The sequence below is a fragment of the Mycobacterium sp. 050134 genome (genome assembly GCF_036409085.1).
In the GTDB taxonomy this organism is placed as follows: domain Bacteria; phylum Actinomycetota; class Actinomycetes; order Mycobacteriales; family Mycobacteriaceae; genus Mycobacterium.
This window is the reverse complement of the sequence record NZ_JAZGLV010000015.1, coordinates 145,318-165,688: the sequence shown is the minus strand read 5'-3', so window position 1 is coordinate 165,688 and position 20,371 is coordinate 145,318. Positions and strand designations below refer to the sequence as shown.

Sequence of the window (20,371 nt, the reverse complement as noted above, 5' to 3'; positions counted from 1 at the left end):
CCTAGCGCCGGTGAAAACCGTCCGCGTCTGACGTCGCTTCGTTCAGCGAGGCGTCGGCATATCCCCGGCAGTAATCCCACGTGACGTAGGCGTCCGGCTCCGGGTCGTAAGCCGGCTCGTGCGGGCGGACGGTGCCGTCGATGAGCAGCTGCAGCAGGTTGGCCCGCAGCATGTCCCAGTCGTGGTAGTGGTCCTGCTGGCACTCGTCGCAGCACACGACGAGCCCGCGAATGCCCTTGTGCGCCAACAACGCCTCGTAGACGGCGAGATCCGCCAGGTCGGCCTCGACCGCCATCCGCTCCTGTTGATCCAGCGGCTGTCCGGGCTCGACGGCTTCGAGCGCCGCCGACGGGTCGCACGGGTCATCGGCGAATGGGTCGGGCGGCAAACCCGGTGGAAGGTGGTCGCGCACGCCTACAGCCTACGCAGGGGGGCCGTCAAAATGCCAGCAGCGCGACACCGCCCCGCCGGACGATTTCGGCCGCGCCGATCCGGCCCGGGCGGCGCGCCAGAGCAAGCGGGTGCCGCGGGCTTTTGAGCCGATAGGATGAGGTTCTCAACTCCGCGCGCGTATGGAGGCGTCCCGAATGTCCCGTGGCATGTCCAACCTGGAAGACAGCTCCGACCTGGTCGCCAGTCCGTACCTGCGGATGGGCGGGCTGGCGGACGACCCGGTGCCCACCGGCGGGGACGACCCGCACAAGGTGGCGATGCTGGGCCTCACCTTCGACGACGTGTTGCTGTTGCCCGCGGCGTCCGATGTCGTTCCCGCCACTGCCGACACCTCCAGCCAGCTCACCAAGAAGATCCGGCTGAGGGTGCCGCTGGTCAGCTCGGCCATGGACACCGTGACCGAGTCGCGGATGGCCATCGCGATGGCCCGTGCGGGCGGCATGGGTGTCCTGCATCGCAACCTCCCGGTCGCCGAGCAGGCCGGCCAGGTCGAGATGGTCAAGCGCTCCGAGGCCGGCATGGTCACCGACCCGGTCACCTGCCGGCCGGACAACACGCTGGCCCAGGTCGATGCCTTGTGCGCCCGGTTCCGCATCTCCGGCCTGCCGGTGGTCGACGACGCGGGCGCGCTCGTCGGTATCATCACCAACCGCGACATGCGCTTCGAGGTCGACCAGTCCAGGCCGGTCGCCGAGGTGATGACCAAGGCCCCGCTGATCACCGCCCAGGAGGGCGTCAGCGCCGACGCGGCGCTGGGGCTGCTGCGCCGCAACAAGATCGAGAAGCTGCCCGTGGTCGACGGCCACGGCCGGCTCACCGGCCTGATCACCGTCAAGGATTTTGTCAAGACCGAACAGCACCCGCTGGCCACCAAGGACAGCGACGGCCGGTTGCTGGTGGGCGCCGCCGTCGGCGTCGGCGGCGACGCCTGGGTCCGCGCGATGATGCTGGTCGACGCGGGTTGCGACGTGCTGATCGTCGACACCGCACACGCCCACAACCGGTTGGTACTCGACATGGTCGGCAAGCTCAAGGCCGAGGTCGGGGACCGGGTCGAGGTGATCGGCGGCAACGTCGCGACTCGCGCCGCGGCCGCCGCCCTGGTGGACGCCGGCGCCGACGCCGTGAAGGTCGGGGTGGGACCGGGCTCCATCTGCACCACCCGGGTGGTGGCGGGCGTCGGTGCGCCGCAGATCACCGCGATCCTCGAGGCGGTCGCGGTCTGCCGCCCCGCCGGCGTCCCCGTCATCGCCGACGGCGGGCTGCAGTACTCGGGCGACATCGCCAAGGCGCTGGCGGCCGGCGCGTCGACCACCATGCTCGGCTCCCTGCTGGCGGGCACCGCCGAGGCGCCAGGCGAGCTGATCTTCGTCAACGGCAAGCAGTTCAAGAGCTATCGCGGGATGGGGTCGCTCGGCGCCATGGCGGGTCGGGGGGCCTCCGGGGCGGCGGGTAAGTCCTTCTCCAAGGACCGCTACTTCGCCGACGACGCCCTGTCCGAGGACAAGCTGGTGCCCGAGGGGATCGAGGGACGGGTGCCGTTCCGCGGCCCGCTGGCCTCGGTCATCCACCAGCTCACCGGGGGCCTGCGCGCCGCGATGGGCTACACCGGCTCGCCGACCATCGAGGCGCTGCAGCAGGCGCAGTTCGTCCGGATCACCGCCGCCGGGCTCCGTGAGAGCCACCCGCACGACGTCGCGATGACGGTCGAAGCGCCCAACTACTTCGCGCGCTGAGGCTGTGATGGTTGAAATCGGGATGGGCCGCACCGCCCGTCGCACTTATGAGCTGAGCGAAGTCAGCATCGTGCCGTCGCGGCGCACCAGGTCGTCGCAGGACGTGTCGACTGCTTGGCAGCTGGACGCGTACCGCTTCGAGATCCCCGTGCTGGCCCACCCGACCGACGCGCTGGTGTCGCCGGAGTTCGCCATCGAACTCGGCCGCCTCGGCGGCTTGGGCGTGCTCAACGGCGAGGGCCTGATCGGGCGGCATGCCGACGTCGAGGCCAAGATCGCCCAGCTGGTCGAGGCCGCGAGCAAGGAGCCGGAGCCGTCCGCGGCGATCAGGCTGCTGCAGGAGTTCCACGCCGCCCCGCTGAACCCCGATCTGCTGGGCTCCGCGGTCGCGCGGATCCGGGAGGCCGGCGTGACCACGGCGGTGCGGGTCAGCCCCCAGAATGCCCAGGCGCTGACCCCGGTGCTGCTGCAGGCCGGCATCGACCTGCTGGTCATCCAGGGCACGATCGTGTCGGCGGAGCGGGTCGCCAGCGACGGCGAGCCCCTGAACCTGAAGACGTTCATCTCCGAGCTTGACGTCCCGGTGGTGGCCGGCGGGGTGCTCGACCACCGCACCGCGTTGCACCTGATGCGCACGGGTGCCGCCGGTGTGATTGTCGGCTACGGCTCCACCCGGGGCGTGACCACCAGCGACGAGGTGCTCGGCATCAGCGTGCCGATGGCGACCGCGATCGCCGACGCCGCCGCCGCGCGCCGCGAATACCTCGACGAGACCGGCGGCCGGTACGTCCACGTGCTGGCCGACGGCGACATCCACACCTCCGGCGAGCTGGCGAAGGCCATCGCCTGTGGCGCCGACGCGGTCATGCTCGGCACCCCGCTCGCCGAGGCCGCCGAGGCGCTCGGCGAGGGGTGGTTCTGGCCCGCCGCCGCCGCGCACCCGTCGCTGCCGCGCGGGGCTCTACTGCAGATCGCTGTGGGGGAACGGCCGCCGCTCGAGCGGGTCCTGGGCGGCCCGTCGGACGACCCGTTCGGCGCCCTGAACCTGGTCGGCGGGCTGCGCCGATCGATGGCCAAGGCCGGCTACTGCGACCTCAAGGAATTCCAGAAGGTCGGCCTGGCCGTCGGTAGCTGAGCGCGTCGCCGGCCAGCGCCCGGCCAGCCGGGCGCTCGGCGCCGACGGCCCGGCCAGCGGGGCGGTCGGTCAGCCCGCCCGCTCGCTGGTTTATTACCGGCCGGTAAGGCCATACTGGTGCGATGAGGCCGGATTACGACGTTCTGATCATCGGTTCGGGATTCGGGGGGAGCGTCAGCGCCCTGCGACTGACCGAAAAGGGTTACCGGGTCGGTGTGCTCGAGGCGGGTCGCCGCTTTGCCGACGAGGACTTCGCCGAGACGTCCTGGGACCTGCGCAAGTTCCTGTGGGCGCCGCGGCTCGGTTGCTACGGCATTCAGCGGATCCATCCGCTGAAGAACGTCATGATCCTCGCCGGGGCCGGGGTGGGCGGCGGATCCCTGAACTACGCCAACACGCTGTACGTGCCGCCGGACCCGTTCTTCAAAGACCGGCAGTGGGCGCACATTACGGACTGGCGCGACGAGTTGATGCCGCACTACGACCAGGCTCAGCGGATGCTGGGGGTGGTGACCAACCCGACGGTCACCGACGCGGACAAGGTCCTCAAGCAGGTCGCTGACGACATGGGGTGCGGCGACACCTGGGTGCCCACGCCGGTCGGGGTGTTCTTCGGGCCCGACGGCGCCAAGGCCCCGGGCAAGACGGTGCCTGACCCGTACTTCGGTGGGGCGGGCCCCGACCGCACCGGCTGCCTGGAGTGTGGCTGTTGCATGACGGGCTGCCGATACGGCGCGAAGAACACGCTGCTCAAGAACTACCTCGGGCTCGCGGAATCGGCCGGCGCCGAGGTCGTTCCGATGACGACGGTCAAGGGCTTCGAGCAGCGCCCGGATGGTTTGTGGGAGGTGCGCACGGTGCGCACCGGCAGCTGGCTGCGCCGGGATCGGCGCACCTTCACCGCCGAGAACCTGATCCTGGCCGCCGGCACGTGGGGCACGCAGCACCTGATGTTCAAGATGCGCGACAGGGGCAAGCTGCCGCGGCTGTCCGACCGGCTGGGCGTGCTGACGCGGACCAATTCCGAGTCGATCGTCGGTGCCGGCCGGCTGGAGGTGACGCCGGACCTCGACCTGACGCACGGCGTGGCGATCACGTCGTCGATTCACCCGACGTCCGACACCCACGTCGAACCGTGCCGGTACGGCAAGGGCTCCAACGCGATGGGCCTCCTGCAGACGCTGATGACGGACGGCACCGGCCCCGGCGGCACCGACGTGCCGCGCTGGAAGCAGTTGCTGCAGCAGGCCACCGACGACCCGCGCCGCATGCTGCGCATGCTCAACGTCCACCAGTGGAGCGAGCGCACGCTGATCGCCCTGGTGATGCAGCACCTGGACAACTCGATCACCACCTACACCAAGCGCGGCAAGCTGGGCATCCGCTGGTACACCAGCAAGCAGGGCCACGGCGACCCCAATCCGGCCTGGAACCCCGTGGGCAACGAGGTCACCCGCCGCGTCGCCGAGAAGATCGACGGCGTGGCCGGCGGCACCTGGGGCGAGCTGTTCAACATCCCGCTGACCGCCCACTTCCTGGGCGGCGCGGCGATCAGCGACAGTCCCGACCTCGGCGTCATCGACCCGTACCACCGCGTCTGGGGCTACCCGAACCTGTACGTAGTGGACGGCGCGGCGATCTCGGCCAACCTGGGCGTCAACCCGTCGCTGTCGATCACCGCGCAGGCCGAGCGGGCCGCCTCGCTCTGGCCGAACAAGGGCGAGAACGACGAGCGGCCGCTGCAGGGCGACGCCTACCGCCGGATGGCGCCGATCGCGCCGGAACACCCGGTGGTGCCGGCGCAGGCGCCCGGCGGGCTGCGGTGGCTGCCGATCACCCCGGTGAGCAGCGCGGGCTGAGCACCTAGCTCACTCCTAGCTCGCCACCGCGCTGAGGGGCGCGCCGCTGACCACCCGGCTGCGCTCGCCGTGCACGTTGACGGGCACGTCGCCCATCAACGTGACGCGGTGCATGAGCCGGGCCTGGTTGTCGTAGTCGTCGATTGCCCGGTGCTGGGTCGCCCGGTTGTCCCAGATGGCGACGTCACCGGCTTCCCAATTCCAGCGAATGGTGTTCTCCGGCAAGGTAATCCGCCGCTGCAGCAGGTCCAGGAGCACGGTCGACTCATGGCTGTCGAAGTCGACGAACCCGCGCACGAAGTCGCCGGCGAGTAGCGTGCGCTCGCCGGTCTCCGGGTGCACGCGCACCACGGGGTGCTCGGTACGGAAGTCGGCCTTCTCGAAGGCCTGCCGGAACGTGCGCTGCGCGTCGGTCATCGCTTCGGCGTTGATGTTGACGTAGTCGTAGCGGTTGGTGTGCAGGGCCCACAGGTTCTCGACGAGGGCGCGCAACGCGCCGGGCAGCTGCTCGTACGCGGCCGCGGTGTTGGCCCACAGGGTCGACCCGCCGTAGCGGGGCAGGGTGACCGCGCGCAGGATCGAGGCCGCGGGGTAGTTGGCGGCGAACGTGACGTCGGTGTGCCAGCGGGTGGCCTTGCCCCATTCGGAGTTGATCGGCGTGATGATCGGCGTGTCGGCGCCGAAGGCGGTCGCGGCCGGGTGGCCGATCGGCGTGCCCAGGCGCCCGGCGAACGCCAGCTGTTGCTGGTCGTCCAGGTGGTGCTGGCCGCGGAAGAAGATCACTTTGTGGGTCAGGAGCGCCTGGTGGATCGCCTCCACGGCGTTCTCGTCCAGGTCGCCCCCGAGGCGCACGTCGTCGATCCGGGCGCCGATGCGGCTACCCAGCTTGGTGACGGATACCGGCTGTGTCATGCGAATCGTCCTTCGTGAATCGACTGTAGTCATATGACTACATCGGCTAGTGTAGACGCATGACTACAGGGTCGGCAAGCGTTGCGCGCCGCAAGATCCCTACGGGCCGCGAAGAGGTGGCCGCGGCGATCCTGGAGGCGGCCGCCGACCTGTTCGCCGAACGCGGCCCGGCCGCGACCTCGATCCGCGACATCGCCGCCCGGTCGAACGTCAACCACGGCCTGGTGTTCCGGCACTTCGGCACCAAGGAGCAGTTGGTCGGCGCGGTGCTCGATCACCTCGGCGCCACCACCACCGCGTTGCTGGAGAGCGACCCCGCCCCGGCGGACGCCGAACGCGCGCTGGATCGGCACCTGCGGGTGCTGGCCCGCACGCTGCTCGACGGCTACCCGGCCGGGACGCTGCAGACTCGGTTTCCGGGAGCGGCGCTGCTGCTGGACCACAGCCGCGCGGGCCACCCCGACGAGCGCAGCGCGCGGCTGGCCGTCGCCAATGCCTTTGCGCTGCAGTTCGGTTGGCGGCTGTTCGCGCCGTTTCTGCGCTCGGCCGCCGGGCTCACCGACCTCACCGACGACGAGCTGCGTGAGGCGGTGGCCGCCGAGGCGGCCCGAATCGTCGAGCCGCGCTGAACCTCACTGACGACGGGCCAGGGCCCGCCGATGCAGCGGCTCGCGGCCCACGGGTTGTTCGGGGCGCGGCAGCAGCGCCTCGCGGGGGTGCAGCTCGACGGTCGTCGGCGAATCGGTGCTCAGCGTCAGATCCGCCCCGGCGTGGCGAATGGTCAGCTGGCCGCCCGGCCCGTCGCGCACGGTGTAGATGACCTGGGCGTGGTCGACGTCGACGGTCAGCCGGAAGTCGTGCCAGCGCAGGCGGAACCGCAGCCGCGAAATGCCCTCCGGGAGTTGGGGGTCCAGCGACAGGATGCCCTCGTCGTCGCGCAGGCCGCCGAATCCGCCGACCAGCGCCGTCCAGGCTCCGGCGAGCGACGCCATGTGCAGCCCGTCGCGGGTGTTGTGGTGCAGGTCGCGCAGGTCGATCAGCGCGGCCTCGTAGGCGTAGTCGTGGGCCAGTTCCAGGTGTCCGACCTCGGCGCACAGCACCGCCTGCGTGCAGGCGGACAGCGACGAGTCGCGCACCATGCGCCGCTCGTAGTAGTCGACGTTGCGGGCCTTCTGCTCGCGCGTGAACGCGTGGCCCTGCCAGTGCATCGCCAGCACGAGGTCGGCCTGCTTGATCACCTGCGCGGGGTAGAGCCGCACGTACGGGTCGTGCAGGAGCAGGGGATAGGCGTGGTTCTCCTTGAAGTCCCACTCCGCGAGCGTGGTGAACCCTTCGCACTGCTGATGGACCCCGAGTCCGGCGTCATAGGGGATGTTGGCGGCGTCGGCCGCGTCGCGCCAGGCGGCCAGCTCCTCAGTGGTGACGCCGAGGGTCTCGGCCTCCTCGTGGTGGCGGACGCAGGCGTCGGCGGCGATGCGCAGGTTCTGCGCGGCCATCAGGTTGGTGAAGACGTTGTCGCGGACAACGGCGGTGTACTCGTCGGGCCCCGTGACGCCGTCGAGATGCCAGACGCCGTGCCGGTCGTGATGCCCGAGCGACAGCCACAGGCGCGCGGTCTCGACGAGCACGGCCAGGCAGTCGCGCTCCAGCGAATCGTCGCCGGTGACAATCCGGTACCGCTCGAAGGCGAGCACGATGTCGGCGTTGATGTGCCAGGCCGCGGTGCCCGCCGGCCAGTAGGCCGAACACTCCTGCCCGCGGATCGTCCGCCACGGGAAGGCGGCGCCGGCGAGGCCGAGCTCACCGGCCCGCTCCTTGGCGAGGTCCAGGGTCGACGCCCGCCAGCGCAGCGCGTCCGCGACCGTGTGCGGCGCCGTGTAGCTGAGCACCGGGAGCACGTAACCCTCGGTGTCCCAGAAGGCGTGGCCGTCATAGCCGGTCCCGGTGAGGCCCTTGGCGGGGATCGCCCGGCGTTCGGCGCGGGCGCTGGCCTGCAGCAGGTGGAACAGGCCGAACCGCACGGCCTGCTGCGATTCGGGGTCGCCGTCGACCTCCACGTCGGCGCTGTCCCAGAACGAGTCGAGGTAGGCGCGCTGCGCGGCCAGCAGTCCCTGCCACCCGCTGTAGCGGGCGCTGTGGATCGCGGCGGCGGCCTGATCCCGCAGGGCCGGACGTGAGCGCATGCTCGACCAGCCGTACGCCAGATACTTGACGATGCGCAGCTTCTGCCCCGCCCGCAGCCCACAGATGACGGTGGTGCGGGCCAGGTCGTCGCGGGCGTCGGTGCTGAATTCGACGCGGCCGGGGACGTCGATCTCGTGGTCCATCGCGGCCGACATCATCAGGGCGCTGCTGCGGGTCCGGTGCATGAGCAGCGCCCCGGTCTCGGTCTCGATCTTCTCGTGGTCGACGGCCTCCAGCGGGTTCTCCAGGATGGCCGCCACCCGCGGATCGCCGGAGGTATGTGGCTGGTCCTCGTTGGTGACCAGTTCGGACTGCACCGTCACGCGCACGAAGTCGTTGACCGCCTCCACCACATACTCGATGGCGGCGACGCCGCGCTGCGTCAGCGACACCAGCCGGGTGGACACCACCCGGACCTGCTTGCCGGCGGGCGAGCACCAGAGCGCCTCGCGGGTGAGTGTCCCCGCGCGCATGTCGAGCACGCGCTCGTGGGAGAGCAGCCGCCCGTAACGGACGTCGAACGGCTCGTCCTCGACCAGCAGCCGGATGATCTTGCCGTTGGTGACGTCGACGATCGTCTGACCCGCCTCGGGGTAGCCGAACCCGGCCTCGGCGTACGGCAGCGGCCGGATCTCGTAGAACGAGTTCAGGTACGTGCCCGGTAACCCGTACGGCTCGCCCTCGTCGAGATTGCCGCGCAGCCCGATGTGGCCGTTGGACAGGGCGAACAGGGATTCGGTCTGGGCCAGCAGGTTGAGGTCGAGTTTGGTCTCGCGGAAGTGCCACGGTTCGACGGGGAAGGCTTCGTCGTCGATCATGACGGCAGCAGCTCGGCGAGGTCGGTGACCACCACGTCCGCACCGTCGCGGCGCAGCTCCTCGGCCTGACCCACCCTGTCGACGCCAACCACGAAGCCGAAGTTACCGGCGCGGCCGGCCTGCACGCCCGACAGCGCGTCCTCGAACACGGCCGCCGCCCCGGGCTCGACGCCGAGCAATTCCGCCCCGCGCAGGTAGGAGTCGGGGGCCGGCTTGCCGGCGATGTGTTCGTCGCGCAGCGTGATCCCGTCGACCCGCTTCTGTACGTACCGGTCCAGGCCGGTGATCTGCAGGACGTCACGGGTGTTGGCGCTCGAGGACACCACGGCGATCGCCAGGCCCGCGTCCGAGACGGCCTCCAGGTAGCGTCGCGACCCGTCGAACACCTCGACGCCGTCGTCGTGCAGCACCTTCTGGAACATCTCGTTCTTGCGGTTGCCCAGGCCGTACACCGTGTCGGCGTCGCCCGCGTCGTCCGGGGTGCCGTCGGGCAGGTCGATGCCGCGGCTTTCCAGAAACGACCGGACCCCGTCCTCGCGTTTCTTTCCGTCGACGTATTTGCGGTAGTCGGCCGCCGGGTCGAACGGGACGAATTCCTCCCCGGATTGTTCGGCCCGTTCCTTGAGGAAGGCGTCGAACATGGCTTTCCACGCCTTCGTGTGCACGCTGGCGGTATCGGTGAGCACACCGTCGAGGTCGAACAGACAGGCGTGCACCTTCTCTGGCAGACCCAGCACGGTGGGACCTCACTTCCTCTGTTCTGAAGGAGTTACGTCGTGCTTACCCACTCCACCACGCGGAAATGCCGGCCGCCACTGATCACCCGGTGGAGCGGCGGCTCACCGCCGCCCTCGGCCCGGGGATTGACCGTGACGCACCCTCACCGGTGCGTTGCCGCGGCGACCCCCCGAATGGCCCGAAGGCGCCCGTCCGCCAGCGCGGAGCTGAGGTTCTCGACTTTGCCGCCGAAATCGGCGACGAACGCATGCAGCCCCAGCGGGCTGGGAGGCCGGGCCAGGAGCGCTCGCATGAACTCGGTCGCCTGCTCGGTCAGGTCGTTCCACTGTTCGACGGCGAACCCGGCGGACTCGACCAACCCCCGTAGCTCGTCGGGGGCGACCAGACGGCTACGCCCGGGTTCATCCGCCCACGGCAGGGGATAGACCAGCTCACCGTGGTCGCCCATCGTGATGTCCCACAACGCAAGCCGTCCGCCATCCTTGAGCACCCGATGCGCTTCGGAGTACAGGCGCGCCTTATCGGCCACGTTCATCTGGACGTGCTGGCTGATGACGACATCGAAAGTGCCGTCGGCGAACGCGAGTTGGGTGACGTCAGATTGGTGCACAGATATCCGGTCGTCGAGCCCCACCAGCCGATTGAGCCAGCGGTGCGTTTCGCAATATTCGTCGGTGAGATCCACCGCGGTGATGTGGCAGCCGTAGCGGTCGGCGACGTAGCGGGCGGTGCCGCCGACCCCGCTGCCGGCGTCGAGCACGTTGCTCCCGCTGGTGATGTGCGCCAGGTCCACCAGTTGGGCGGTGGCGGCGCGGCCCATGGTGTGAAAGTCCTCCAGCGGGGCGAGGTCCGCGGGAACCAACCGGTCCAGGTCCTTGCCGGCGGAGACCAGTGCCCGCTCGATGTTGTTGCGCGACAGTCCGGTCGAGTATTGGTCCTGGATTGTGTCGTTCACCGCTGCACCTTTGTCCACGCTGTGATGATGGGGGGCATCGTGATCAGGGCGCCGGCGGCGCGCGCCTCCTCGCGGAACTGCGGCACGAAGTCGTCGATGTCGGCGAGTTCGTCGATGCCGAAGCCGCCCTGTTCGGCGATCGGAGATACCAGACGCCAGACTTCCGCGGCATAGGCCAAGATGTCGCCGTCGGCCGCCGTACCGACGGGCGTGCCCTGCGTCAGACTCGGCGCGCCCAGGCCGGCGTCGAAGAAGACCCTGTGCAGCGTGGTGCCGAACTCGGCGCTGAGCCCCATGGCCTCGAAGGCACGCACGATGCCGTCGCTGACCCGTCGGAACAGCGGCAGGTCGGGGATGCTGCGCGTTGCGGTGATGTCGTTCTCGGAGAAGGCGAGCACGCCACCGGGGCGCACCAGGGAGCTGAGGTGCCGCAGTGTGGCGGCCGGGTCCGGCAGGTGCATCAGGATCAGCCGGCCGATCACCGCGTCCACGGGTTCGTCCAGCGTGATCGCGTCCACGACGGCCTGCGTGAATTGCACTGCGCCCAGGCCTTGTTCGGCGGCACGGGCCCTCGCGAGCTCGATCATCGCGGGCGCGGCGTCCACCCCGAGGACACTTCCCGCCGGACCGACCAGCCGGGCGGCGATGAACGACACGTCACCCGGCCCGCATCCGATGTCGAGCACCCGCATGCCCGGCCGCAGCCCGGCGAGCCGTAGGGCATGCTCGGTGTAGTCGTTGTACAGCCGCCCCTGCAGGAGGAGCCGCCGCACCTCCGCGTCGGCATGGCCCAGGACGTAGCTGCTTTCGGTTGTACTCATTGATATCGTGCCTTTCTGTGTTTGGGAGTTATTAGGCCCTGGCCAGTTCGAGGGACGGCGTCGCTAGGCGTGCGCGGGCCGGCAGGAGCCAGGCCACGACGATCGCGGCGCCGAGCGCGATGCCCGCACATACCAGCGAGCTCACCTGCAGGCCGTCGAGGAAGGCATGATCGACGGCGTCGCGGACGTGACCGGACTGTTGTGCGGGCAGCCGCTCGATAACCCTGTGCGCCACGGCCATCGAGTGCCGCATGGCGTCGGCGGGAAGCCCCGCCAACGCGCCCGCTTCGAGATGGCCCGAGTACACCGATGCGAAGATGCTCCCGGCGACGGCCACCCCGAGGGTGCCACCGAGTTCACGCGTCGTGTCGTTGACCGCCGAGCCGACCCCGGCCTTGTCGGCGGACAGCGACCCCATGATGGCCTCGGTGGCCGGCGCCGTCGTCAGGCCGAGGCCGCCGCCGAGCAGCACCATCTGCATGGCGATCTGGTTGTAGGGCGTGGCGGCGTCCGCCGTGGACGCCCACGCGAGCCCGGCGGCGAACAGGGTCAACCCGCCGGCGACGACGGCGGTGGTGCCGATTCGCTCCACCAGCCGGGGCCCCAGGATGCTGGCCAGCGCGATCGAGGCGGCTACCGGCAGCAGGCGCACACCGCTCTGAAACGCCGTGTAGCCCTTGATGAATTGGAAGTACTGGGTGATGACGAAGATGAACCCGAACAACGTCAGGAAGCCCGCGGTCACCGCCAGGCTGCCGCCGGAGAACCGGCGGTTGGCAAACACCGAGACGTCCAGCATGGGATGGGTGCTGCGCCGCTCGGCCAGCGCGAAACCGGCGAGAACGGCCGCGGTGAGGGCGAATCCGGTGGCGGTCCGGCCGTCGGTCCATCCCCACATGGGCGCCTCGATGACCGTGTAGACCAGCGTCGTGATGCCGGCCGCCGACAGGACCAGTCCGGGGATGTCGACGCGCGGCGCCGCCGGGTCTCGCGAGGTCGGAACGAACAGGTAGCCGCCGAGGATCGCCAGCGCCGCGATCGGGATGTTGACCATGAAGATCGAGCCCCACCAGAAGTTCTCGAGCAACCACCCGCCGCTGATCGGCCCCACGGCCACCCCGACACCCACCATGGCCGCCCACAGCCCGATCGCCTTGGCGCGCCGGACCGGGTCGGTGAAGATGTTTGTGATCAGTCCGAGGGTGGTCGGAAAGATCACCGCCGCGCCGACCCCCATCGCGGCGCGGGACGCGATCAGCGCGTCGGCCGAATTCGCCTGCGCCGCAACGGCGGAGGTGAGCGCAAATAACGCGAGTCCGGAGTTGAGCCACCCCCGCCTGCCGTAGCGGTCGGACAGGCTGCCGACCGACAGCAGCAGGCCCGACATGACCAGCGTGTAGGCGTCGACGATCCATTGCAGCTGGGCGGTGTCGGCGTCGAGTTCCCGCGACAGGGTGGGCAGGGCGACGTTGACGATGGTGGCGTCGACGCTGATCACGAAGACGCCGACGCAGATGACGGCGAGCGCCGGGATGGGGCGGTGGCGGAAGACCGGTTCGGGACTCATGAGGCTTGAAACTAAACTCAATAGACAAATAAATCAAGTTTTAGATGCAAAAACATGTCTGCCACTGGTAGGGTGGCGTGGTGTCATCCCGCAGGAACTACAACCAGAACTGCCCCATCGCGCGCGGGCTCGACGTCCTGGGTGAGCGGTGGACGTTGCTCATCCTGCGTGAGCTGGTTGGCGGTCCCCGCCGCTACGGCGACCTGCGCGCCGAGTTGCCCGGGATCGCAACCAATCTGCTCGCCGAGCGGCTCAAGGAGCTCCAAGACGCCGGGCTGGTCGAGCGCACCGACCTGCCGGCCCCGGTCGGACGCACCGTTTACACGCTCAGCGAGCTGGGCTGGCAGCGGGCGTTGCCCGTCCTGCAGAGTCTCGCGTGGGCCGGCCTCGACCGGATGGACCCGATCGGTGATGGGCCCATGTCGCCGCTGAACGGGTTCCTCGCCGGAATAATGCTGGGCTTCAATTCGGCGAAAGCGGCCGGCGTGGCGGCGACGTACCGCGTCGAGATCGACGGCCGCAGCTTCGGATTCGCGGTGACGCAGGGCCGGCTGGTCGCGGCTCACGGCGAGCCTTCGGTGACGCTCACCGCTACCGCGGCCGATCTGGTCACCGCTCGGCTGGGTGCCACCGACGCCAAGCGCAAGGCGGCGCTGCGGCGACTCGACTGGGACGGCGCCCCGGATGCCGTCGACACCATGCGTCAGGTGTTCTCGTTGTAGGCCGGCCGCCCGGCGGGTCCCTACGGATGGATGGCAGCTCAGCCTGCGGGGAAGGGGTCATTAGACTTACCGATCGTGGCCGAATCCGCTGACATTCCTCCCGAGGGCGTCGAGCCCGCAGCGCCGGCTCGACCGGTGCTTGTGCTCGATTTCGGCGCCCAGTACGCGCAGTTGATCGCCCGTCGCGTGCGCGAGGCGCGGGTTTTCTCCGAGGTCGTCCCCCACACCGCCTCGGTCGACGAGATCAAGGCCCGGCAGCCGGCGGCGCTGGTGCTCTCCGGGGGGCCGTCCAGTGTCTACGAACCGGGCGCCCCGCAGCTCGATCCGGCGGTGTTCGACATCGGCGTGCCGGTGTTCGGCATCTGCTACGGGTTTCAGGCCATGGCGCAGGCGCTGGGCGGGACCGTCGCCCACACCGGCACCAGCGAGTACGGCCGCACCGAGCTGAAGGTCCTTGGCGGAGAGCTTCATTCGGGTCTTCCCGGCGTCCAACCGGTCTGGATGAGCCACGGCGACGCGGTCACCGCCGCCCCGGAGGGGTTCGAGGTGGTGGCCAGCAGTGCTGGCGCGGCGGTGGCCGGCTTCGAGAGCAGGGAGCGGCGTCTGGCCGGGGTGCAGTACCACCCCGAGGTCATGCACTCCCCGCACGGGCAGCAGGTGCTGAGCCGATTCCTGCACGACTTCGCCGGGCTGGGCGCGGACTGGACGCCCGCCAACATCGCCGACGCTCTCGTCGAGCAGGTGCGGGCGCAGATCGGTGACGGCCACGCGATCTGCGGGCTGTCCGGCGGCGTGGACTCGGCGGTGGCCGCGGCGTTGGTGCAGCGCGCCATCGGTGACCGATTGACGTGTGTCTTCGTCGACCACGGCCTGCTGCGCGCCGGCGAACGCGCGCAGGTGCAACGGGATTTCGTCGCGGCCACCGGCGCCAACCTGGTGACCGTCGACGCCGAGGAGACCTTCCTGGCCGCGCTGTCGGGGGTGACCAATCCCGAGGGCAAGCGCAAGATCATCGGGCGCCAGTTCATCCGGGCGTTCGAGGGTACCGTGCGAGATATTGTGGGGGACACCGACTCTGAAGTCGAGTTCCTGGTGCAGGGCACGCTCTACCCGGACGTGGTGGAGTCCGGTGGCGGCAGCGGCACCGCGAACATCAAGAGCCACCACAACGTCGGCGGCCTGCCCGACGACCTGAAGTTCAAGCTCGTCGAGCCGCTGCGGCTGCTGTTCAAGGACGAGGTGCGCGCCGTCGGGCGCGAGTTGGGTCTACCCGAGGAAATCGTTGGGCGTCAGCCCTTTCCGGGCCCTGGTCTGGGCATCCGGATCGTCGGTGAGGTCACCGCGCAGCGGCTGGACACGCTGCGGCGGGCCGACTCGATCGCACGCGAGGAGCTGACCGCCGCCGGGCTGGACAACCAGATCTGGCAGTGCCCGGTGGTGCTGCTGGCCGACGTCCGCTCGGTCGGCGTGCAGGGCGACAACCGCACCTACGGGCACCCGATCGTGCTGCGGCCGGTGTCCAGCGAGGACGCCATGACCGCCGACTGGACCCGGGTGCCCTACGAGGTGCTGGAGCGGATCTCCACCCGCATCACCAACGAGGTGGCCGAGGTCAACCGCGTGGTGCTCGACGTCACCAGCAAGCCGCCGGGCACCATCGAGTGGGAGTAGGCCGCCGAGCCTCGCTCGGTCGGCTTACTCCACGAATTCGCCTCTGCCGCCGGCTATCGCGGCCGTGTCCCAGTCGCCGCCCGCCTCGCCGACCAGCCGGCGGGCGACCTCGCGGTCGCCTTCGCCGGCGACGAGGATCAGCGTGTGGTCGGTCGCGGTGACGGATCCTCCGCGTAGGCGGGAGCGGGCTGTGGGGTCCGCCGCCAGCGCGCCGCCGAGGCGGCCGATGTCGATATCCGGCACGGTGATGAGGATGGCGTTTTCCTGCGGGGCCTGCGGCGGCAGGTAGTCGAAGGTCAACACGGATGCCTGGTCGAACCGGCGGCGCAGTGCCTCGGCCGCGGCGTGCAGGGCGGACCCGTCGGCGTCGCACAGGTGGAATTCGCGCGAGCGCTCGAAGGTCAGCCGCTGCAGGGCGGTGGACCAGTAGGCCCCGTCGAGCGGCGTCGATCCGGTCACCTCGATGCCATTGCGGTCGAGCGTCTCGTCGGCCTGCGACTCGAACAGGGGATCGGAGTTGTCGGTGACGAACAGCTCCGCCGGTTGACATGGCGTGGCCTTGCTCGGAGCGATCGAAGCTCCTGAGGCTATTGAAACGGCGCCGAAGAGCACCATCAGCCACACCAGCACCGAGCGCATAAAGCAGCCTCTCACGTTGCTTGACGCTTGTCGGAGGCCGGGTGTTTACTGCGTGTAGATCGAACATACTTTCGAAAATCGTGGATCGGGAGGCTTGTCATGACCGCGGCTTTCGCTCCCGATTCTCGCCGGGAAAACCGTGCTGAGCAGCTGGAATCGCTTCGCCGGCAAATGGTTCAGATGTCCGGGCGCGTCGCCCGCGCGGATGACCTGCTGCCCGATTCCGAGTCCCGGTTGGCCCTGCCACAGTGGCTGGCGGATTCGCTGCCGGTGTCGTTGCCGCGCGGGACGGTGGCTGTGTTGTCGGGTGCGCGGTCGTTGCTGCTGGGCATGGTGGCCGCGGTGACGGCGGCCGGGGGAAACGCGGCCATCGTCGGCCAGCCGGACCTCGGGTTGCTGGCCGCCGCGGAGATGGGGGCGGACCTGGGCCGGCTCGCGGTGATACCGGACCCAGGGGCCGACCCGGTAGAGGTGGCGGCGGTGCTCGTCGACGGCATGGATCTGGTGGTGCTCGGCCTGGGCGGTCGGAGCGTCCCGCAGAGCCGGGCGCGCACGGTGGTGGCCCGGGCCCGCAACAGGGGCTGCACCCTGTTGGTCACCGACGGCGACTGGGAGGGGGCGCCGACGCGGCTTGCCGCCCGGGTCTGCGGTTACGAAATCACGGCGGGTCGCCGGGGGGTGCCATCACCCGGATTCGGGCGGATCAGCCGGGTGCGGCTGGAGGTCAGCGGGCTGTGCGCGGGACGGACGGTCCACCGGGTGCGGGCCGGATAGCCAGATGGGTGTCAGGGCCTCACGGGTGCTGGCGATCTGGTGCATGGACTGGCCCGCGGTCGCGGCGGCGGCGGCCGCGGACCAGCCGGTGACGTCCCCGATCGCCGTCACGCTGGCCAATCGGGTGATCGCCTGCTCGGCGGCCGCCCGCGCGGTGGGCGTGCGGAGGGGGCTGCGGCGCCGGGAGGCGGCGGCACGTTGCCCGCAGCTGCACGTCGCGACAGCCGACGCCGACCGCGACGCCCGCTTCTTCGAGGGGGTGGTTGCGGCGGTGGACGACCTGGTGCCCCGGGCCGAGGTACTGCGGCCCGGCCTCCTGGTGTTGCCGGTGCGCGGGGCGGCCCGCTATTTCGGGTCCGAGGAAAAGGCCGCCGAGCGGCTGATCGACGCGGTGGCCGTGAGTTCGGTGGCCGGCGCGGAGTGTCAGGTCGGCATCGCCGACCAATTGTCCACCGCGGTCTTCGCCGCGCGGGCGGGCCGCATCGTGGAACCGGGGGGTGACGCGAGGTTCCTATCGGTGCTGTCCATCCGGCAGCTCGCCACCGAGCCGAGCCTGTCCGGCCCGGGGCGCGAAGAGCTGACGGATCTCCTGTGGCGCATGGGCATTCGCACCATCGGGCAGTTCGCCGCGCTGTCGGCCACCGACGTGGCCTCCCGGTTTGGCGCCGACGGGGTGGCCGCGCACCGGCTCGCCCGCGGCGAACCCGAGCGGGGGCCGTCCGGGCGGGAACCGCCGCCGGAACTCGAGGCCGTGCTGGACTGCGACCCGCCGATCGACCGCGTCGACGCCGCGGCGTTCGCCGGGCGGTCGCTGGCGAGCTCGCTGCATCAGGCGTTGATGGCCGCCGGGGTGGGCTGCACCCGGCTGGCCATTCACGCCGTCACGGCCAACGGCGAAGAACTGCACCGGGTGTGGCGGTGCGCCGAGCCGCTGACCGAGGACGCCACCGCCGACCGGGTGCGCTGGCAGCTCGACGGGTGGTTGAGCAGTCGGACCGGGCGTGAACGACCCACGGCACCGGTGACCCTGTTGCGGTTGCAGGCGGTGGAGGTGGTGTCCGCCGAGGCGCTGCAGCTGCCGTTGTGGGGTGGGCTCGGCGAGGAGGACAGGCTGCGGGCCCGCCGGGCGCTGGTGCGGGTGCAGGGTCTGCTCGGCCCGGAGGCGGTGCAGGTGCCGGTGCTGTCCGGCGGTAGGGGGCCGGTCGAGCGCATCACGCTGACCCCGTTGGGCGACGAGCCGGTGCCGCTGGCCGATCCGGACCTGCCGTGGCCCGGCCGGCTGCCCGCGCCGTCGCCGGCCGTGCTGCTCGACGACCCGGTGGAACTGCTTGATTCCCAGGGGGATCCGGTGAAGGTGACCGCCCGCGGGATGTTCTCCGCCGATCCCGCGAGCCTGACCGTTCGCGGCCGGGGCGAACCGCTGAGCTGGTGGGCCGGACCGTGGCCGGTCGACGAGCGGTGGTGGGATCCCAACCAGGAAAACCAAGCAAAGGGCCGCACCGCCCGCGCGCAGGTACTGCTGGGAAGCGAGCGCGCGCTACTGCTCTGCTATCGCCAGCGGCGCTGGTACCTCGAGGGCAGCTATGAGTGATCACGTCGTTGGTCGGGCACCGGCCACCAAGGTTGCCGAACGCTATGACGTTTGGCCCTAGTCGCCCCTCTGCATGTGTCGCACGGTTGTCGGATGACCGGTGTGCGGAAGATTGCGGGCGCCGCGGTCGTGGGAACGGCGGCCGCGGTGGCGTATCGGCGCATCCTCGTGCCCCGCCTCATGGCGTGGGGGGCGACTGATGACGAGGTTGCCGGCCCCTTCCCTGGCGGCGACCTTGTTCCTCAGGGCGGGCGGGGAGCCACCATGGCCGTCACCATCGAGGCGGCCGCCGAGCAGGTTTGGCCGTGGCTGGTTCAGATGGGTTGGGACCGTGGCGGCTTCTACTCCTGGGACCTCCTCGACAACGCGGGCCGTCCCAGCGCCCGGCAGGTTCACCCGGAGTGGCAGGATCTCGGCGTCGGGGATCGTCTGAACTGCTTCGGCCTCCAGTCGTATACGGTTGCCACCCTTGAACCGAACCGGTTCTTGGGGCTCTACTGGCTGGGCGATCCGTGGGGCAAACCCCTCGATCCGCGTCAGCCGCGGCCCGCCGCCTATATGGAGGCTCTGTGGGGTTTTCGCCTGACCGAGCTGGCGGCCCGCCGCACCCGCCTGGTCGTCGGCGGCTATCAGGCCGCCCGCCCCAGATGGTTCGAGCTGCTGATGTATGGGTGGGTCTTTCCCGCAGTGGTGTGGGTCATGCAGGCGCGCATGCTGGCCGTGCTGAAGCGCAACATCGAACGAACGGCCCCCGGGTTGACCGGAGCGCCGGCCAAGACCTCATGAGCTCACCCGATCGGCGAGGCGCCCGACCCGGTCGATGAACCGGTCGAAGAACTCGGCCGGGTCCACCCCGATTCCGATGAGGGCGTTGTGTTTTCGGTTTTCTGACCAATCGGCGATCGTCGTCCCGCGGGTCGGCGTGTCCGCCAGCTCGACGTCGACCGTCGCGGCCCGGACCGAGATCAGCCGCGGGTCGAGCGCCACCGCGGCGGCCAATGGATCGTGCATGAAGGCGACGTAACCGTGTCCGCGGTCTTCGTGGGATTCGAAGTAGAACCGCATCGCCCCCTCGATCACCCCCATCAATTGCGACTCACCCGTCCGTTCGGCCAGGCGCGCCAGGATGGCCGGGGTCATGGCGACGCGCCGGGTGAGGTCCAGCCCGCAGACGATCGGAAGTCGTTGCCGCCCGGCCCAACCGGCGAAGACCTCGCTCGCCGCCTCGGGATCGACCCGGATGTTCCATTCCGCCAGCGGATTGGCGCCAATGCCGGAGCCGCCGAACGCGCCGCCCATGATCACCAGCCGGCGCAGCAGCGTGGGCAGCGCGGGTTCGGTGCGCAGGGCCAGCGCCAGGTTGGTCAGCGGGCCGGTGACCAGACCGGTCAGCGTTCCGGGATGGGCGCGAGCCGCGTCGACCCACGCCGCGGTTGCGTCGTGGGTGGTGACCCGCCGGTCGGTCGGGGGCAGCTCGGCGTATCCCAATCCGCCCGGGCCGTGGAACTTCGACTGCTGGGGCCACCGGCCGCACAGCGGGTGGTCGGCGCCCCTGGACACCGGAATGGCTGGGGCGCGGCACAATTCGAGTAGACCGAGGTTGTTGGCACACACCTGCTCGGCGTCGATGTTGCCACCGGTCGAGGCGATCCCGACCACGTCGGCGTCCGGGCTGCCCAGCAGGTACATCAACGCCAACGCGTCGTCGATGCCCGTGTCGGCGTCGACGAAGATCGCGCTCACGGCCAGGCGGACGCGAACGTCGCCGGAGTACCGCTTCCGGGCGTGGGTGAAAC

General features: G+C 70.2%; 18 protein-coding genes. 9 read left to right on the top strand and 9 right to left on the bottom strand.

Annotation, left to right across the window (positions count from 1 at the left end):
- Position 1: 1 nt before the first annotated feature.
- Positions 2–412 carry a DUF5319 domain-containing protein gene (locus SKC42_RS19060; protein ID WP_085255589.1) on the bottom strand — a complete coding sequence of 137 codons (411 nt, stop codon included), beginning with the start codon at positions 410–412 and terminating at the stop codon, positions 2–4.
- A 175-nt stretch (positions 413–587) separates the two neighbouring features.
- Between SKC42_RS19060 and guaB the strand changes: the two genes are divergently transcribed.
- The 3 genes from guaB to SKC42_RS19045 all read left to right on the top strand — a co-directional run bounded on the left by guaB (position 588) and on the right by SKC42_RS19045 (position 5,183).
- Positions 588–2,189, top strand: coding sequence for an IMP dehydrogenase (guaB, locus tag SKC42_RS19055; protein WP_330965831.1), 1,602 nt, complete (start codon positions 588–590; stop codon positions 2,187–2,189).
- A gap of 7 nt (positions 2,190–2,196) precedes the next feature.
- Complete coding sequence (locus SKC42_RS19050; protein WP_330965830.1) at positions 2,197–3,324, top strand: GuaB3 family IMP dehydrogenase-related protein; 1,128 nt, start codon at positions 2,197–2,199, stop codon at positions 3,322–3,324.
- A gap of 122 nt (positions 3,325–3,446) precedes the next feature.
- A complete protein-coding gene (locus SKC42_RS19045; protein WP_330965829.1) occupies positions 3,447–5,183 on the top strand; it encodes a GMC family oxidoreductase in 1,737 nt (578 codons plus the stop codon).
- 15 nt (positions 5,184–5,198) lie between these two features.
- On the opposite strand, the gene SKC42_RS19040 is transcribed toward SKC42_RS19045, so the two are convergent.
- Positions 5,199–6,095 (bottom strand): TauD/TfdA dioxygenase family protein, encoded by an 897-nt coding sequence (locus SKC42_RS19040; RefSeq protein WP_330965828.1) that lies wholly within the window; start codon positions 6,093–6,095, stop codon positions 5,199–5,201.
- Between the two features lie 59 nt (positions 6,096–6,154).
- Here SKC42_RS19040 and SKC42_RS19035 point away from each other — a divergent pair, with 59 nt between their 5' ends.
- Positions 6,155–6,724, top strand: a complete 570-nt coding sequence (locus SKC42_RS19035; RefSeq protein ID WP_330965827.1) for a TetR/AcrR family transcriptional regulator — start codon at positions 6,155–6,157, stop codon at positions 6,722–6,724.
- Between the two features lie 3 nt (positions 6,725–6,727).
- On the opposite strand, the gene SKC42_RS19030 is transcribed toward SKC42_RS19035, so the two are convergent.
- From SKC42_RS19030 to SKC42_RS19010, 5 genes are all read right to left on the bottom strand, one after another.
- Positions 6,728–9,097, bottom strand: a complete 2,370-nt coding sequence (locus SKC42_RS19030) for a glycoside hydrolase family 65 protein (protein WP_330965826.1) — start codon at positions 9,095–9,097, stop codon at positions 6,728–6,730.
- The gene (locus SKC42_RS19025; RefSeq protein ID WP_330965825.1) at positions 9,094–9,834 is read right to left on the bottom strand and encodes a beta-phosphoglucomutase family hydrolase; all 741 of its coding nucleotides are present in this window, start codon (positions 9,832–9,834) and stop codon (positions 9,094–9,096) included. The genes SKC42_RS19030 and SKC42_RS19025 overlap by 4 nt, the downstream gene beginning before the upstream one ends.
- Before the next feature lie 143 nt (positions 9,835–9,977).
- The gene (locus SKC42_RS19020; RefSeq protein ID WP_330965824.1) at positions 9,978–10,790 is read right to left on the bottom strand and encodes a class I SAM-dependent methyltransferase; all 813 of its coding nucleotides are present in this window, start codon (positions 10,788–10,790) and stop codon (positions 9,978–9,980) included.
- Positions 10,787–11,611: a class I SAM-dependent methyltransferase gene (locus tag SKC42_RS19015; protein ID WP_330965823.1), complete on the bottom strand. Its 825-nt coding sequence runs from the start codon at positions 11,609–11,611 to the stop codon at positions 10,787–10,789. Before SKC42_RS19015 ends, SKC42_RS19020 begins: the two co-directional genes overlap by 4 nt.
- A 31-nt stretch (positions 11,612–11,642) precedes the next feature.
- Positions 11,643–13,178, bottom strand: coding sequence for an MFS transporter (locus SKC42_RS19010; RefSeq protein WP_330965822.1), 1,536 nt, complete (start codon positions 13,176–13,178; stop codon positions 11,643–11,645).
- An 80-nt stretch (positions 13,179–13,258) separates the two neighbouring features.
- On the opposite strand from SKC42_RS19010, the gene SKC42_RS19005 reads away from it, so the two are divergent.
- Positions 13,259–13,900: a winged helix-turn-helix transcriptional regulator gene (locus SKC42_RS19005; RefSeq protein ID WP_330965821.1), complete on the top strand. Its 642-nt coding sequence runs from the start codon at positions 13,259–13,261 to the stop codon at positions 13,898–13,900.
- A gap of 93 nt (positions 13,901–13,993) precedes the next feature.
- On the top strand, positions 13,994–15,571 hold the full coding sequence (gene guaA, locus SKC42_RS19000; protein ID WP_330965857.1) for a glutamine-hydrolyzing GMP synthase: 1,578 nt from the start codon (positions 13,994–13,996) through the stop codon (positions 15,569–15,571).
- Between the two features lie 24 nt (positions 15,572–15,595).
- Here guaA and SKC42_RS18995 read toward each other — a convergent pair whose 3' ends face one another.
- Positions 15,596–16,210, bottom strand: coding sequence for a hypothetical protein (locus tag SKC42_RS18995; RefSeq protein ID WP_330965820.1), 615 nt, complete (start codon positions 16,208–16,210; stop codon positions 15,596–15,598).
- Between the two features lie 99 nt (positions 16,211–16,309).
- Between SKC42_RS18995 and SKC42_RS18990 the strand changes: the two genes are divergently transcribed.
- From SKC42_RS18990 to SKC42_RS18980, 3 genes are all read left to right on the top strand, one after another.
- The gene (locus SKC42_RS18990) at positions 16,310–16,984 is read left to right on the top strand and encodes a hypothetical protein (protein ID WP_330965819.1); all 675 of its coding nucleotides are present in this window, start codon (positions 16,310–16,312) and stop codon (positions 16,982–16,984) included.
- A gap of 4 nt (positions 16,985–16,988) precedes the next feature.
- On the top strand, positions 16,989–18,575 hold the full coding sequence (locus tag SKC42_RS18985) for a DNA polymerase Y family protein (protein ID WP_330965818.1): 1,587 nt from the start codon (positions 16,989–16,991) through the stop codon (positions 18,573–18,575).
- 93 nt (positions 18,576–18,668) lie between these two features.
- Entirely contained in the window at positions 18,669–19,361 is a 693-nt protein-coding gene (locus tag SKC42_RS18980) for a hypothetical protein (protein ID WP_330965817.1), read from the top strand.
- Here SKC42_RS18980 and SKC42_RS18975 read toward each other — a convergent pair.
- On the bottom strand, positions 19,356–20,318 hold the full coding sequence (locus SKC42_RS18975; protein WP_330965816.1) for a nucleoside hydrolase: 963 nt from the start codon (positions 20,316–20,318) through the stop codon (positions 19,356–19,358). The genes SKC42_RS18980 and SKC42_RS18975 overlap by 6 nt on opposite strands.
- Between the last annotated feature and the right edge of the window lie 53 nt (positions 20,319–20,371).